The 14,701-nt window shown below is 66.2% G+C and carries 13 protein-coding genes and 1 tRNA gene; 5 read left to right on the top strand and 9 right to left on the bottom strand.

The genetic code is table 11. The features are described from left to right. Complete coding sequence (locus AB4879_RS22720; RefSeq protein ID WP_370509370.1) at positions 1 to 510, top strand: MarR family transcriptional regulator; 510 nt, start codon at positions 1 to 3, stop codon at positions 508 to 510. Here AB4879_RS22720 and mmsB read toward each other — a convergent pair. The 5 genes from mmsB to AB4879_RS22745 form a co-directional block, all read right to left on the bottom strand. Beyond that, positions 507 to 1,376 carry a 3-hydroxyisobutyrate dehydrogenase gene (gene mmsB / locus AB4879_RS22725; protein ID WP_370509371.1) on the bottom strand — a complete coding sequence of 290 codons (870 nt, stop codon included), beginning with the start codon at positions 1,374 to 1,376 and terminating at the stop codon, positions 507 to 509. The genes AB4879_RS22720 and mmsB overlap by 4 nt on opposite strands. A gap of 16 nt (positions 1,377 to 1,392) precedes the next feature. After that, positions 1,393 to 2,559, bottom strand: coding sequence for an acyl-CoA dehydrogenase family protein (locus AB4879_RS22730; protein ID WP_370509372.1), 1,167 nt, complete (start codon positions 2,557 to 2,559; stop codon positions 1,393 to 1,395). 7 nt (positions 2,560 to 2,566) lie between these two features. Further along, positions 2,567 to 4,087: a CoA-acylating methylmalonate-semialdehyde dehydrogenase gene (locus AB4879_RS22735; protein WP_370509373.1), complete on the bottom strand. Its 1,521-nt coding sequence runs from the start codon at positions 4,085 to 4,087 to the stop codon at positions 2,567 to 2,569. Positions 4,088 to 4,180: 93 nt separating this feature from the next. After that, positions 4,181 to 4,858, bottom strand: coding sequence for a response regulator (locus tag AB4879_RS22740; protein WP_370509374.1), 678 nt, complete (start codon positions 4,856 to 4,858; stop codon positions 4,181 to 4,183). After that, positions 4,855 to 6,327, bottom strand: coding sequence for an ATP-binding protein (locus AB4879_RS22745; protein ID WP_370509552.1), 1,473 nt, complete (start codon positions 6,325 to 6,327; stop codon positions 4,855 to 4,857). Before AB4879_RS22745 ends, AB4879_RS22740 begins: the two co-directional genes overlap by 4 nt. Positions 6,328 to 6,492: 165 nt before the next feature. On the opposite strand from AB4879_RS22745, the gene AB4879_RS22750 reads away from it, so the two are divergent. After that, positions 6,493 to 7,869, top strand: coding sequence for a cation:dicarboxylate symporter family transporter (locus AB4879_RS22750; protein ID WP_370509375.1), 1,377 nt, complete (start codon positions 6,493 to 6,495; stop codon positions 7,867 to 7,869). Between the two features lie 347 nt (positions 7,870 to 8,216). Beyond that, positions 8,217 to 8,290, top strand: a tRNA-Leu gene (locus AB4879_RS22755). Positions 8,291 to 8,322: 32 nt separating this feature from the next. Here the strand turns inward: AB4879_RS22755 and AB4879_RS22760 are convergent. Beyond that, the gene (locus AB4879_RS22760; RefSeq protein ID WP_370509376.1) at positions 8,323 to 9,519 is read right to left on the bottom strand and encodes an alpha/beta hydrolase family protein; all 1,197 of its coding nucleotides are present in this window, start codon (positions 9,517 to 9,519) and stop codon (positions 8,323 to 8,325) included. Positions 9,520 to 10,130: 611 nt separating this feature from the next. Between AB4879_RS22760 and AB4879_RS22765 the strand changes: the two genes are divergently transcribed. Continuing rightward, positions 10,131 to 11,354 carry a hypothetical protein gene (locus AB4879_RS22765; protein WP_370509377.1) on the top strand — a complete coding sequence of 408 codons (1,224 nt, stop codon included), beginning with the start codon at positions 10,131 to 10,133 and terminating at the stop codon, positions 11,352 to 11,354. Between the two features lie 58 nt (positions 11,355 to 11,412). Here the strand turns inward: AB4879_RS22765 and AB4879_RS22770 are convergent, their stop codons facing one another. Both AB4879_RS22770 and AB4879_RS22775 read right to left on the bottom strand, forming a co-directional pair. Then, on the bottom strand, positions 11,413 to 11,793 hold the full coding sequence (locus tag AB4879_RS22770; RefSeq protein WP_370509378.1) for a ChaB family protein: 381 nt from the start codon (positions 11,791 to 11,793) through the stop codon (positions 11,413 to 11,415). A 224-nt stretch (positions 11,794 to 12,017) separates the two neighbouring features. After that, positions 12,018 to 13,052: a YihY/virulence factor BrkB family protein gene (locus AB4879_RS22775; protein ID WP_370509379.1), complete on the bottom strand. Its 1,035-nt coding sequence runs from the start codon at positions 13,050 to 13,052 to the stop codon at positions 12,018 to 12,020. 148 nt (positions 13,053 to 13,200) lie between these two features. On the opposite strand from AB4879_RS22775, the gene AB4879_RS22780 reads away from it, so the two are divergent. Continuing rightward, positions 13,201 to 14,157: a mechanosensitive ion channel family protein gene (locus AB4879_RS22780; protein WP_102808926.1), complete on the top strand. Its 957-nt coding sequence runs from the start codon at positions 13,201 to 13,203 to the stop codon at positions 14,155 to 14,157. Between the two features lie 37 nt (positions 14,158 to 14,194). On the opposite strand, the gene AB4879_RS22785 is transcribed toward AB4879_RS22780, so the two are convergent. After that, the gene (locus AB4879_RS22785) at positions 14,195 to 14,638 is read right to left on the bottom strand and encodes a hypothetical protein (RefSeq protein WP_233209434.1); all 444 of its coding nucleotides are present in this window, start codon (positions 14,636 to 14,638) and stop codon (positions 14,195 to 14,197) included. Positions 14,639 to 14,701: the final 63 nt, after the last annotated feature.

Raw genomic sequence — 14,701 nt, forward strand, 5'->3', positions numbered from 1 at the left:
ATGGCCGAATCAATCCCACCCACCAAGCCGGACCCGATCGCCGCCGCGCGACGCAACTGGGAGCGCGCCGGATGGGGTGATGTCGCCGAGGGCATGGTTGCGGTGACCTCGGTGATGCGGGCCCATCAGATTCTGCTGGCCCGGGTGGAGAATGCGTTGCGCCCCTACGATCTGAGCTTCTCGCGGTTCGAACTGTTGCGGCTGTTGGCTTTCAGCCGCACCGGGGCGTTGCCGATCACCAAGGCCTCGGACCGGCTGCAGGTGCACGTCACCAGCGTCACGCATGCCATCCGCCGACTGGAGGCCGACGGATTGGTCAGGCGGGTGCCACATCCCACCGACGGGCGCACCACGCTGGTCGAGATCACCGACCTGGGGCGTTCGACGGTGGAGGACGCCACCGCAACGCTCAATGAGGTGGTATTCGCCGACATCGGGATGGCGGCGCCGGAAGCCCGGGCGCTGGTCGCGTCGATCGAGACGCTGCGCCACCACGCGGGGGATTTCTAACGCAGGGTTTCGATGACCGCGCTGAAGTCCAGGTCGGCGTGCTCTTCGGCGAATTTGGCGTAGATCTCGGCGGCGTGGGTGCCCAGCGGGGCGGTGGCGCCGGTCGACGACACCGCATCCATCGCCAGTCCGAGGTCCTTGTTCATCAGCGCGGTGGCGAACCCCGGCTGGAAGTTGTTGTTGGCAGGCGACGTCGAAACAGGTCCGGGCACAGGGCAGTTCGTGTGGACCGCCCAGCAGTTGCCGGTGGCGCCGGTGATCACGTCGAACAGGGACTGCGCCGACAGGCCCAGCTTCTCGGCCAGCACGAAGGCTTCGCCCACGGCGATCTGCTGCACGGCCAGCACCATGTTGTTGCACAGCTTGGCGGCCTGGCCGGCACCAGAGGATCCGCAATGAATCACCTTGCTGGCCATCGGATCCAGCACGGCGCGGGCCCGATCCAGTGCGTCGGCGTCACCGCCGACCATGAATGCGAGCGTGCCCGCGGTGGCGCCCTTGATGCCACCGGAGACGGGGGCGTCGAGCTGAGCCATCCCGGCGGCAGATGCCTGCGCGTTGACTTCGCGGGCGTCGTCGACGGAGATCGTCGAGGTGTCGATAAACAACGTGCCCGCCGTGGCGGCCGGAAGTGCTTCGGCGTAGCAGGCTTTCACGATCGCGCCGTTGGGCAGTGAGGTGATGACGACGTCTGCCTCGGCGACCGCGGCGGCGCCGGCGTCGAACACCGTCGCGCCCTGCTGCTCGGCAGCCGCACGTAGTGCCGGCACCGGGTCGAAGCCCCGCACCGTGTAGCCGGCGTTGACCAGGTTGGCCGCCATCGGACCGCCCATGTGGCCCAACCCCAGGAACGCGACCGTCGTCATGTGTGGCTCCTTTGCCTCATGCCGTTACGCGTGCCCGGGCGGCTTCTGCTCGCCCGATGACCACGCGCATGATTTCGTTGGTGCCCTCCAGGATTCGGTGCACCCGCAGATCGCGAACGATCTTCTCGATCCCGTACTCGCGCAGGTAGCCGTAGCCGCCGTGCAGCTGCAACGCCTGGTCGGCCACCTCGAAGCAGGCGTCGGTGACATACCGTTTGGCCATTGCGCACAGCGCGACCTTGTCCGGTTCGTCGTTGTCCAGGGCGACAGCCGCGCGCCACAGCATCAGCCGCGAGGTTTCCAGCGCGGTCGCCATGTCGGCCAGCGTGAACCGAATGGTGGGCTCGTCGAGCAGCGCCCCGCCGAAGGCCTGGCGATCGGCCAGATAGCTTGCGGCTTTCTCATAGGCGGTCTGGGCGCCGCCCAGTGAGCACGCCGCGATATTGAGACGGCCGCCGTTGAGGCCGTTCATCGCGATGCCGAAGCCGGTGCCCTCACCTTCGGGTCCGCCGAGCATCGCCGATGCCGGTACCCGCACACCGTCGAGGATCACCTGCGCGGTGGGCTGCACGTTCCAGCCCATCTTCTCTTCCTGGGCGCCGAAACTGAGTCCGGGGGTGTCCTTTTCGACGATGAACGCCGAAATGCCACGCGGGCCGTCGGCCCCGGTGCGGGCCATCACGACGTACATGTCGGAGGTGCCGGCCCCGGAGATGAACTGCTTGACCCCGTCGAGCACGTAGGCGTCACCGTCGCGAACCGCCTTGGTGCGCAAGGCCGAGGCGTCGGAGCCCGCACCGGGCTCGGTGAGGCAGTAGCTGGCGATGGCTTCCATCGATGCCAGCCGCGGGATCCAGGACTTGCGCTGCTCGTCGGTGCCGTAGGTGTCGACCATCCACGCGCACATATTGTGGATCGACAGGAACGCCGCCAGCGCGGGGTCGGCGGTGGAGAGCTGCTCGAAGATCCGCACCGCGTCCAGGCGTCGCAGCCCGCTGCCGCCGACGTCCTCGGCGCAGTAGATGGCGGCCATCCCCAATTCGGCAGCCTCACGCAGGACGTCCACCGGGAGCTCCTTGGAGTGATCCCAGTCCAGGGCATGCGGCGCAAGACGTTTGATCGCGAACGCGGCCGCCGTTTCGGCGATCACGCGATCGTCATCGTCGAGGGCGAAGAAGCTCATCACCCCTCTAGTTCATCGTCGGGATGACGAACTCGGCGCCGTCCTTGATGCCCGACGGCCACCGCTCGGTGACGGTCTTGGTCTTGGTGTAGAAGAGGATCGAGTGCGGTCCGTGCTGGTTGAGATCTCCGAAGCCGGAACGCTTCCAGCCACCGAAGGTGTGGTAGGACACCGGAACCGGGATCGGCACGTTCACACCGACCATGCCGACCTGAACCCGGGACACGAAGTCGCGGGCGGCGTCACCGTCGCGGGTGAAGATCGCCACGCCGTTGCCGTACTCGTGTTCGGTCGGCAGCCGCAGCGCCTCTTCGTAGTCGTGGGCTCTGACGATGCACAGCACCGGCCCGAAGATCTCATCGGTGTAGATCGACATGTCGGTGGTGACGTGGTCGAAAAGGGTGGGTCCGATGAAGAACCCGCCTTCGAGGCTGTTGTCGTCGAACGTCAACTCGTCACTGGCCTTGTCGCGACCGTCGACCACGATCTCGGCTCCGGCGGCCACCCCAGCGTCGATGTAGTCGCGGACCCGCGTGAGGGCGGCGGCGGTGACCAGTGGGCCGTAGTCGGCCTTGGGGTCCAGGCTGTGCCCGACGCGCAGCTCGTTGATCCGCTCGACGAGCCTGCCGCGCAACCGGTTTGCTGTTTCTTCGCCGACGGGCACCGCGACGCTGATGGCCATGCAGCGCTCCCCGGCACTGCCGTAACCGGCGCCGATCAGGGCGTCGACGGCCTGGTCCAGGTCGGCGTCGGGCATGACGATCATGTGATTCTTGGCGCCGCCGAAGCACTGGGAGCGCTTACCGTTGGCCGCCGCGGTGGAGTAGATGTACTGCGCGATGTCGGAGCTGCCGACGAAGCCGACCGCCTTGATGTCGGGGTGGTGCAGGATCGCGTCGACGGCTTCCTTGTCGCCCTGCACCACCTGGAAGACACCGGCGGGCAGGCCGGCTTCGAGGAACAGCTCGGCAAGGCGGACGGGAACGGAGGGGTCGCGCTCGGAGGGCTTGAGGATGAACGCGTTACCGCATGCCAGGGCGGGGCCGGCCTTCCACAGCGGGATCATCGCCGGGAAGTTGAACGGCGTGATGCCGGCGACGACGCCGAGCGGCTGGCGGATCGAGTACACGTCGATGCCGCCGCCGGCGCCTTCGGTGAACTCACCCTTGAGCAGGTGCGGGATGCCGATGGCGAACTCGATGACCTCGATGCCGCGTTGGATGTCGCCCTTGGAATCGGGGACGGTCTTGCCGTGCTCGATGGACAGCAGCTCGGCGAGTTCCTCGGTGTTGGCGTTGACCAGCTCGATGAACTTCATCAGGACGCGGGCGCGGCGCTGTGGATTCCAGGCGGCCCATTCCTTCTGGGCTTCGACCGCGGAGGCGACAGCAGTGTCGACGTCGGCGGCCGACGCCAGCAGTACCTGGGCCTGCACCTCACCGGTGCTGGGGTTGAAGACGTCCGCGGTGCGCGTGCTGCTGAGGTTGCTGCGCTTGCCGTCGATGAAGTGCTGAATGGTTGTGCTCATGACTGCCCCTTGGCTGACCTTGCCGCTGAATACTAGGACATCCTAGTAATGCGTTGACCTCCTCCGCAAGGGGCCGGCGCGCTCGATGACGCGTCAACGCCACTGATAGCGAGTGCTGGGCCGGCCCGTCTTGCCGTATTCGGTCAGGCGGGTGACGGTGCCGTCGTCGGCCAGCCGTTCCAGGTAGCGCCAGGCCGTCACCCGGGAGACGCCGACCAGTTTGGCGGCCTCGTCGGCGGTCAGTCCGTCGGCGCGGTCGCGGACCGCGCGGGCGATCTCGTCGGTGGTCCCCGGTGCGGCGCCTTTGGGGGCCACCGACTTGTCGGTGCTGCGAAGCTCGGCGAGCGCACGGTCCACCTCGGCCTGGCTGGCCGCCTCGGTGCCCGCAGGCAGTGCCTCGCGGTAGCGGCGGTAGCGCTCGAGGCGATCGCGGAACGCCGCGAACGTGAACGGCTTGAGCAGATAGGCCAGCGCGCCATGGGCGACGGCGGCGCGCACCATCTCCAGATCGCGTTCGGAGGTGATCGCGATGATGTCCGGCGCGGGGCGAAGACCGGACAGCGCCGAGGCCAGCGCGATCCCGCTGGCGTCGGGCAGGCCGAGATCGAGCAACACCAGGTCGACCGGGGACTCGGCTTCGGCGGCGATGCGCATCGCATCGCGTGCGGTGTTGGCTATGCCGACAACCGTAAAGCCTTGCAGCCGAGACAGATACGCGTTGTGCGCTTCGGCGATGAGTGGTTCGTCCTCAACGATCAGCACGGCGATCATCGGATGGTCACCGTCACCACCGAGCCGTAGGTGACGTCGGCGCTCAGGGTGCCGCCGTGCCGGTTGACGATCTGCGCCACCAAGGCGAGCCCGAGGCCGTGGTGTCCGGCGCCGCCGTCGGACTTGGTCGAGTAGCCGCGCTCTCTGGCACGCGCGAAGGTGTCGGGGTCCATGCCCGCGCCACTGTCGGCGACCTGGATCTGCAGCCGCTCGTCGCTCTGGTTGACGGTCACCTCGACCCACGGGTCGTCGCGGTCGCAGGCATCCATCGCGTTGTCGATCAGATTGCCCAGCACGGTGACCATCTCCTGCGGGCTCAGCAGCGCCTCGGCGGGCAGGTGGGTTTCCTCGGTGATGGTCAGCTCGATGCCGCGCTCGTCGGCCTCTGCGGTCTTGCCGAGCAGCAGCGCCACCAGTGCGGGTTCGCTGACGGCATCGGACACCCGGTCGACGAGCTGCTGGGACAGCGCCAATTCCTGGGTGGCGAACTTGACCGCCTCGTCGGGACGGCCCATCTCCACCAGCGTGATGACGGTGTGCAGTTTGTTGGCCGACTCGTGGGCTTGGGCGCGCAGCGAATCGGTGAAACCCTGCAGCGAACTCAATTCGCCCAGCGCGCCTTGTAATTCGGTGCGATCGCGGATGGTCACCACTTCGGAGTCCGACGCGCTGACCGCAGAGCGGTTGACCACCAGCACGCGGTCGTCGGTGAGCCGAACCTCGTCGCGCACGCCGGGATCGTTGCCGCGCAGGAACTCTGGCAGATCGGCGCGTGTGATGGGCCCGGCCGGCAGGGCCAGCAGCCGTCGGGCTTCGTCGTTGGCCAGCGCGACGCCGTTGCGGTCCAACACGATCAGACCTTCGGAGACCGAGTGCAGGATGGCATCGTGGTGGTCGTACATCACCCGCAGCTCGTCGGGTGCCAAGCCGTGGGTCTGGTGCAGGACACGCCGGCGGATCGCCCAGATGCCGACAAAGGACAGGGCCAGTGCGCCGGCCGCGACAGCGACGATCATCAGCCATTGCGAATGCCAGCGCGCGGACAGGCTTTCGAGCGTGATGCCGGCGGCGACCAGCCCGATGATCTGTCCGCCCGCACTGCGGACCGGCGCGATGGTGCGCACCGACGGGCCGAGCGTGCCGGTGTAGACCTCGGTGTAGGTCTGGCCGCGCAGCGCGGGCTCGATGGTCCCGATGTACTTCTGGCCGATCTGCTCGGGGTTGGTGTGGGTGAACCGGGTGCGGTCGGGCGCCATGATCGTGATGAAGGCGATGCCGGTGCTCTTGCGGACGGCCTCGGTGACCGGCTGCAGAACGGGTGCGGCGTTGCCACTTTCGATTGCTTCCGCGGTGGATGGCGCGTCGGCCAGGGCGACGGCGATCGCCGTCACCTGCTGGCGGGCGGCCTCGTCGCCGTGGCGTTTGGCGTCGAACACGGCAAACGCGCTGCCGGCCGCCACCACCAGCATGATCACCGCGGCTTGCAGCGCGAACGCCTGACCCGCCAGTGAGCGCGGCAGTACGGCCACTGCTCACCTCCGCCTGAACGTAATGAACTAAAGCGTGACCTGCGTCACGTGCTGATTAACCATCCTTGCAGACCCAACGCTGTCAGTACTGGAAGGAAACCGCTCATGACCACGGTTGTGGATCGCCAAGGCGGCGACGACAAGCCCGCGCCACCCAAGCGCCGGGATCGCACCCACTGGCTGTACCTGGCTGTCATCTTCGCGGTGGTCGCCGGCGTCGCCGTCGGCCTGGCGGCTCCGTCGGTCGGCAAGGAGGTGGGCGTTCTCGGGACGATGTTCGTCAGCCTGATCAAGATGATGATCGTCCCGGTGATCTTCTGCACGATCGTGCTGGGTATCGGCTCGGTCCGAAAGGCGGCCACCGTCGGCAAGGTCGGCGGGCTGGCTTTCGGCTACTTCCTGGTGATGTCGACGATCGCGTTGGGCATCGGCCTGCTGGTGGGCAACCTGCTGCACCCGGGCAGCAGCCTCAAGCTGTCGGGCTCGACCGCTGCCAAGGGCGCCGAGTTGGCCGAAAAGGCGCATGAGTCAGGCGGTTTGATGGACTTCATCCAGCACATCATCCCGACGTCGCTGTTCTCCTCGCTCACCGACGGCAATGTGCTGCAAGGGTTGTTCGTGGCACTGCTGGTCGGGTTCGCGATCCAGGCGATGGGCACCAAGGGTGAGCCGATTCTGCGCGGGATCGAGCATCTGCAGCGGCTGGTGTTCAAAGTCCTGTCAATGGTGTTGTGGCTTGCGCCGATTGGCGCGTTCGGCGCGATGGCGAACGTGGTCGGCCAGACCGGGTGGAGCGCGGTGACCAACCTGCTGGTGCTGATGTTGGGCTTCTACCTGACGTGCGTGGTCTTCGTCTTCGGTGTTCTGGGGACGATGCTGCGGATGGTGTCGGGTGTTTCGATCTTCAAACTGGTGCGCTACCTGGCGCGGGAGTACCTGCTGATCTTTGCGACCTCGTCGTCGGAGTCGGCGTTGCCGCGGCTGATCGCCAAGATGGAGCACCTGGGCGTGCAGCAGAGCACCGTGGGTGTGGTTGTGCCGACCGGATATTCGTTCAACCTCGACGGCACGGCGATCTACCTGACGATGGCATCGCTGTTCATCGCCGATGCGCTCGGTGACCCGCTGTCGGTGGGGGAGCAGATCGGTCTGCTGGTGTTCATGATCGTGGCGTCGAAGGGGGCGGCCGGGGTGAGCGGGGCCGGGCTGGCGACGCTGGCCGGCGGTCTGCAAGCGCACCGGCCGGAGCTGCTCGACGGGGTCGGGCTGATCGTCGGGATCGACCGGTTCATGTCCGAGGCGCGCGCGGTGACCAACTTCTCCGGCAACGCGGTGGCCACCCTGCTGGTCGGCTCGTGGACCAAGACGGTGGACATGGCCAAGGTCAACGGTGTGCTGTCCGGCCGCGACCCGTTCGATGAGCTGAGCATGCTCGACAACGACCATGCGTCGGCGCCGCAGAAGGAGGCTGTCGCCGCCTGATCACAAGCCCACGACACCCCGGGAGCCCTTCCCCCGGGGCGTCGTGCCGTCGTCAGACGCAATTGGCCGTGAAACGGAAAAAGCCCGGCTGTCGGGGGGGCCGCCGGGCCTTTCCGCGAGAAGAGCTACGCCCTGTCGCCCTTTCAACGTAGCGCAGTTCGCTGTGAATCCAGGCTCAGGATTAGGTCAAAGCTGTGAGTTACCAATGACTTCAGTAAGGGCGAGCTGGTGATTGGTGGAGTTCTGGGCTCGCGACCTGGGGGCGACGCGAGCTCTCGTCGGACTGTGGTTGCCGAACCTCGAGGTCGCACGCGCTAACGTCAATGCCGCGCCGATCGCCCGGTGCCGCCCCCATAGCCCAATTGGCAGAGGCAGCGGACTTAAAATCCGCCAAGTGTGAGTTCGAGTCTCACTGGGGGCACCGCGGACGTGCTACTCGTCCCGTGGCAAGTCTCAGCGCCTGCCCAGGACGTCGTCCAGCCAGTCGAAGGCATAGCCCTCGAACAAGGTTGCTCCCAGCCCCTCGCAGTGGCCGCCGGCGCCTTCGGCCGCACTGAACCGCTTGAGCTCCTTGCGGATCGACGGCTGGAGGTGGTTGTACAGGGCTTCGCCCTGTGCAGCGAAGTCGCCCTCACCCTCGGTGATCAGCGTGGGGCAGGCGATCGAGCCCACACATCCGCCGAGCTCGTAGGTGAGCTGCCGCCGGATCCAGTCGCCGACGGTGGCGGCTCCCAGCGTGGCCATGCGCGACCCGTACCACTCGGTGTTGCGCGCTCCGTGGCACAGCTCCTCGAGTTGCGCATCCACGTCGGGATCCGCGTCGATGATTTTCTGCAGTTGCTCGGTTGTGCCGACCATCTTGGCGATTCGGCTGGCGAAGTCGAACTGGCCCGGGTCGGCGATCAGCGCCGCGATGCGCGGTTCGAAGGCGGCCGCACGTGGTCCCAGGTAACCGCCGAACGACCGGCCGATGATGGCCACCCGATTCGGGTCGACGCCCGGCTGGTCGATCAGCCAGGCGAACGCGGCGGCGAAGGGCACCTCGAAGTCGGGTCGCATCGCCACCCGGTGCTCGTACAGCATCCCGCCCTGGCCCGGACCTTCGAAGACGAAGAAGTTGTAGCCCCGGGCCAGCGCCATGTAGCCGGTCGCGCAGTAGCCGGCCTCTGCCGTCGAGTCATATCCGCACGGGGCGATCACAGTCGGCCGTGGGATTCCGTCGCTGCTCGCCCGGAACAGATACCCGGACATCGTCGCGCCGTTGAAGGGGATCTCCGTTGTGACAGAGGGGAATTCAAGATAGGGCAGAGCCGAGCGGAACGTGAGCCGATGCTGGCGCCACGCGTGCTGTAGTCGCTCATCGGTGATGTCGTGCCGGAGGAAGAAGAACGCCTGACGCCAATACTCCGACGCGCGAAGGTAGGCCTTACGAGCGGTCACGGCATGACCGCCCTCGGCGGCCTGGTCGGCGAGGGCCTGGGCGGTGTTGGCGGTGGCAGACCACTGCGAGTACCAGGAGTCGTAGTCGCCTTCGATGACCCGAGCGGCGGTAGCGAACGCTTCACCGAGATCGCAGGCCTCGGCCGCGATTGCGGTCAGAGTCCGGCTCAACTGCGCGTCCATATCGGCGTCGTCGAAAAGGATCTTCATGGGCGCATGTTACGGCGTTCGAGAACGCCCACGGCGAGTGTCGCCGGCGATGAGGCGTGACCGTTGCCAGGCGCGCAGCGCACACCTTCGGGGGATCGGGTAGGCCGGCAGTGCCCCGGCGTGAAACGCGGGTTTCGCGAAAAATTTGTCACCGCTCAGCAAACCCCGAAATGAATTCATTTCGGCTGTGGGCGGTGGTCGGTCTCGGCGGGGTCCGCGGTCCTGCTGCGATCCCGGTCCGCGCTCGTCGCTGTCGCGGCGGGCCCCTGGGCGTCGACCGGCGCGTGCAAACGCCGCGAAATTTATATAAGCCTGGTTATGGTACTGAAAGGTAACTTAGAAGACAGGTTCAGCAAACTGTTTATCTTACCCTCAGGTAAGTTAGGCCAACGAAAATGGTAGCTGCCGGCCCTCCTTCGTTCACCGAGGGGCAACCTCGCGGAGCCGCCAGAAGTGGCGTGAACAGCGGTGTTGACCGCGCACATTGAAATGTGGCGCAGCTATCTGGGGTCCTTTCGACGCGCAAGAAAGTTTCCAGAACCTCTACTTACTGATGAGTAAGGTGCGCTACGTTTTGGCGCTTAGGGGGTTAATTTCTTCGAAGGAGAGTCATGAACGCTGCTGTTCGTCCATACGCCACCGCTGGTGTTGCGCTGGTGGGAGCGAGTGTCATCGCGATGTCGCCGCTGACGCCGCCGATGCCTGACGCTCTGGCACTGCAGCGGTCGGTGTCGTCGGTCAGCGTCGAGCTCAGCGCCGCGATCAACCCGATCGAGAACTGGGTGCAGGTTTTCCAGAAGTCCGCAGCAAACCTCGGCGAACTTGGCCAGCAGTTCGCCGCCGATCCTGCCCCGATCCTCAAGCAGATCGTCGAAAACCAGCTCGCCAGCCTGAAGGCCTTGCAAACGGCGTATACCAATGACGCGGCGAACCTCAAGCTGATCTTCCAAGGCGTCCCCGGTGCACTGGAGACCGCTCGCGGCCAGCTCCAAAGCGGTGACATCGTGGGCGCGTTCGACACCATCAACAACACCGTCGTGATCCCGCTCGCGCTGAACCTCGTTACGGTCGTCTCCGATTCGACCGTCCCTCTGGTGAACACGGTGAACAACTTCGCCAAGGCCTTCGCCACACTGCCCAACACCGTGTTTCAGGTAGTCCTGCCGATGACCTTCCCGCTGGTGTCGACGATCAACGCCGCCGTGCAGACGATGCAGGATGTCTATGACGGTGCCGCCGCCTCCGACCCGGGTGCCGTCATCAACGCTCTGGTGAACCTCCCCGCGAATCTGGTCGGGGGCTTTCTGAACGGGTCGGGCACCGTCCTCGGATTGCTGCCCGCTCCGGGCCTTCTGACGCCCTACAGCTCCGACTTCGGCTTCCTGGGCAGTGGACCGATCGCCAGCCTGCTTCAGCTGCGCGACGTCATCGCCGAAGCCATCGGAGCCACCCCGCCGGCCACCGCGGCCATCAGTGCCGCGGCCAAGGCGCCGGCTGCCGCCAAGACGGTAACCCTGTCGACCGCCGCCCCGGCGGCAACCGGCACGGCGTCGGCGGCCAGGAGTGCCACCAAGGCCGCGTCGGACAGCGCGGCTGCCGACACCGCGACCGAAGCCGATGCGGCCGAATCCGCCACTGGCGGAACCGGTTCCACCAAGGCCAGCGCCAAGGCAACCCCTGCCGTGACGGCGGCGGCTTCCAGTGCCGGTGGCTCGGATTCGTCCAGCGGCACCAAGGCCGGATCCTCGTCCGCCGGCAGTCACGACTCGAAGGCCGGGAGCGGCAAGAAGAGTTCGTCGGGCAAGTCCGGCAGGAACGCGAAGGCCGGCAAGTAGTTTCGATCCGATGGCGCCAGCTGGCCCAAGGAGGGGTCGGCTGGCGCCATCGGCGTCACTAGCGACTGTGCGCAGCTTCGCGACGGTTGGTCTTCCTGATCGCAGCGACCAGATCGCTCTTGTTCATCGTCGAGCGACGCGGAATGTCGAGCTTGCGCGCGATCTCGGTCAAGTGCTTTTTGGTCGCATTGGCATCGACCCCCGCAACGCTGTCGCCCTTGGTGTTCTTGGCCTTCTTCTCCCAGTGGTCGCCCACCTTCTCGAACTTGTTCTCCAGCGCGCTGTAGGCGACTCGGTAAGCGCGCTCGGCGTCGCTGTATTCCTTGGCGGCCGCGTCGTGTGCTTTGGCGAAGGTGCGCTGGGCCTTCTTGCCCGACTTCTGCAGGGTGCTTGGCAGTTCACTCTTCTTCGGCTTGCCGTTCTTCTTGGTCATCGGCACAGTGCGCTCCTTTCGAGTTGATCCGGCGTAGGCCGCCACCACCCACGTGATCGGGCCGGTGGCGCCCGCTGATTCGACGCGGTCTACCCGCTGATGCGTCAGCTAAACGCGGCGCGCAACCTCATGCCGATTCGGACTGCCACGTACCTTGTGGCACAAGGAATTCGCCGGGACATGAGGCGATGCGGTGCGGCCGACCTGTCGATGTTGCCGGCCGCGCGACATCAGCGGCCGTGTTCCGCTCCCGCCGGTGCGCCGCGCTCGAGCTTTCTGCGCAGAGTCCGCAACCGCCACGGATGATCCACGTGCGGCCACATCCTCTCGATCGCGGCGTTGAACTCCGCGCCCAGAAGCACTGCGAAAGCGGTGATGTAGAGCCACAGGACAACAGCAATGGGCACCGCGAGTTGGCCGAAGACGGCGTCGTGCCGAACGCTCAACGAGAGGTACGTCCGTAGCCCGGCAGACGCCAGCAACCAGATCGCCATGGCGAGTAACGCGCCGGGCAGGTCCCGGCGCCAGGGTGTCCGCCACGGGGCCCCGACGTGGTACATCGTCGCCAAGCCGACGATCAAGACCGCGACGACCGATGGCCAGAAGAACAGGTGAAGTGTGCGAAGCGTGGTCTCCTCGACGGAATCCGGCGCCACCCACTTCACGATCCGCGGACCAAACACCATGGGCGGCAACACTGCCCCCGCACCCAGCAGCAGGCCGATGGTGAGTCCCAAAGCCAGCAGGCGCCGCCGCCAGCCGGGTCGCGGTTCGAGGTCATAGGCGATCGTGATCGTCTCGAGGTAGCGGTTCACCGCCCGTGAACCGGTCCAGACGCTCAGCAGGAGGGCAATGGACACGACACCTCCGCGCGTTTCGGTCAGCACGGTGTCCACCAGCTGCTTGTAGGTGGCATAGCTGGGATCCGACAGGAACGACCTGGGGATTCCGAGTACGAGTTGGCGGAAACTGTCCCGGCCCTCCGGACCGAGGGCGGCTGCGACGAATCCGAGTGAACCCACGACCGCCAACAGCAACGCCGGCAGCGAGATCAACGTGAAGAACGCCGCCTCGGCCGCCAACCCCGGGACCCGGTCCTCGAGTGTCCCGCGGCCGGTACGGCCGATCAGCCGGCAGGTCTGCTGCAACGGCCGGGGCAGGTGGACAAATACCGCGTGACCGCGACGCCGCAGGGTCCAGCGCGCGGAGGCCGCGGCCTCCGACACGCGCGACCACGCGTCGTGCTGCCTGCTTCGCGATGACACTGCACCCAGCGTAGGAGAAGACGGCCCGCCACCAGCGGCGCGCAATGAATGGACCCGACCGGATCGGCCTGCAGCCCCCGACTGAATCGGTGTCCGGGCCCGCGGGAGGTGAACCTATCCGGCTTTCCGGGTACGTAACGTCGTGAACATGGATGCACGCAACTTGGCCTTGGAATGGACGGACACCACCCGGCACTGGCTCGTGGAGGTGCCGATCCGCCTGGCGGTGTACCTGATCGTCGTTCTGATCGTCCGATATCTGCTGCACCGGATGATCGACCGTGCCACTACCGGCCGGAGCGGCAAGAGCAGCGTCGAGGAGCGCCCCCAGGACGCCAAGCCGACCTTGCTACGCCGCTTTCGGCATGGCGTCCCGGTGACGACGATCAACGATCAAGCCAGCACTCGACGCCAGCAGCGTGCTCACACGATCGGGTCGGTCCTGAAATCCACCGTGTCGATAATTCTGCTGTCCTGGCTGGTGCTGGCAGCTCTCAACGTGGTGGGGGTGAATCTCGCGCCGTTCATCGCCTCGGCCGGCGTGATCGGCCTCGCGATCGGATTCGGTGCCCAGAACCTGGTGCGCGACTTCGTCAGTGGCGTGTTCATGCTGCTCGAAGACCAATACGGCGTGGGTGACGTCGTCGACCTCGGCGAGATGAGCGGCGAGGTCGAAAGCGTCGGTCTGCGCATCACCACCGTCCGCGACATCGACGGCACGCTGTGGTACGTCCGTAATGGGGAGATCTCCCGGGTCGGCAACATGAGCCAGGAATATGCGGTCGCCCGTATCGAGGTGCCGGTCGCGTTGACCGCCGACGTCGAGCAGGCGGAGCGGGTGGCGCTGGAGGCGGCCGCACAGGCTATCGCGGATCCGACAGTGGGCGGAAAGGTGCTCGGCGAGCCCGAGATGCTCGGTGTCCAAGAACTTGCCCCGGACCTGCTGAGGCTGCGGATGACGTTGAAAACCCGGCCGGGCGCGCAATGGTCGGTGCAGCGCCGCCTTCGGCGGGAGATCCTGCAGGCCTACGACGAAAACGGCATCGAGCTGCCGTATCCGCGCGGACGCATCCACGCCGTGGTGGGCGGGACCGCCGAGAAGTGAGGCGCGACGGGGCGGCTACCGCAGCGGAGAGAAGAGATTATTGGGGGTAGCCCAGACTCCAGCCCCGGTACATCCAGCCGGACCCCACATGAGGACTCGGCAGAATCTGGATGTTGTGGCCATCGCCGTACCCGCGCTTGAGTCCTTGAACGCCGCCCGAGATGTACGTCCCATCACCGCGGGCAATGTCGATGTGAGCGCCGTAGGGGCTCTTGCTGAAGACGAGCGCTCCCCGCGGAGCATCCATATCGGTGTGTATCTCACCCTGCTGCAGCAGGGTTTGGTACATCGTTTCGGCGGCACCATCCCAGCCGTACTTCGCCTGCGGCACGTCAAAGGCATAGGCCACGAAAGCCTCGCACCCGTAGGGGCCGAACATGTCTGACCCGAGCGCACTTTCGGCCTTGGCGATGGCGTCTTCGGCTCCAGGGATCCGTTCAGCGGAGGCACTGGGCGCGAACAGGAGTGTCGCGGCAAGCAACGTTGCCGAGATTACGAGACAAATGCGGGCGTTCAACTCATGGCTCCGATCCGACGTGAACGT

This window comes from Mycobacterium sp. SA01 (assembly GCF_041287105.1).
Taxonomy (GTDB): domain Bacteria; phylum Actinomycetota; class Actinomycetes; order Mycobacteriales; family Mycobacteriaceae; genus Mycobacterium.

Excerpts from the sequence above, each read along its gene's own strand:
- AB4879_RS22720 (WP_370509370.1), top strand. The coding sequence starts at position 1 with ATGGCCGAATCAATCCCACCCACCAAGCCGGACCCGATCGCCGCCGCG.
- mmsB (WP_370509371.1), bottom strand. The coding sequence starts at position 1,376 with ATGACGACGGTCGCGTTCCTGGGGTTGGGCCACATGGGCGGTCCGATG.
- AB4879_RS22730 (WP_370509372.1), bottom strand. The coding sequence starts at position 2,559 with ATGAGCTTCTTCGCCCTCGACGATGACGATCGCGTGATCGCCGAAACG.
- AB4879_RS22735 (WP_370509373.1), bottom strand. The coding sequence starts at position 4,087 with ATGAGCACAACCATTCAGCACTTCATCGACGGCAAGCGCAGCAACCTC.
- AB4879_RS22740 (WP_370509374.1), bottom strand. The coding sequence starts at position 4,858 with ATGATCGCCGTGCTGATCGTTGAGGACGAACCACTCATCGCCGAAGCG.
- AB4879_RS22745 (WP_370509552.1), bottom strand. The coding sequence starts at position 6,327 with ATGCTGGTGGTGGCGGCCGGCAGCGCGTTTGCCGTGTTCGACGCCAAA.
- AB4879_RS22750 (WP_370509375.1), top strand. The coding sequence starts at position 6,493 with ATGACCACGGTTGTGGATCGCCAAGGCGGCGACGACAAGCCCGCGCCA.
- AB4879_RS22760 (WP_370509376.1), bottom strand. The coding sequence starts at position 9,519 with ATGAAGATCCTTTTCGACGACGCCGATATGGACGCGCAGTTGAGCCGG.
- AB4879_RS22765 (WP_370509377.1), top strand. The coding sequence starts at position 10,131 with ATGAACGCTGCTGTTCGTCCATACGCCACCGCTGGTGTTGCGCTGGTG.
- AB4879_RS22780 (WP_102808926.1), top strand. The coding sequence starts at position 13,201 with ATGGATGCACGCAACTTGGCCTTGGAATGGACGGACACCACCCGGCAC.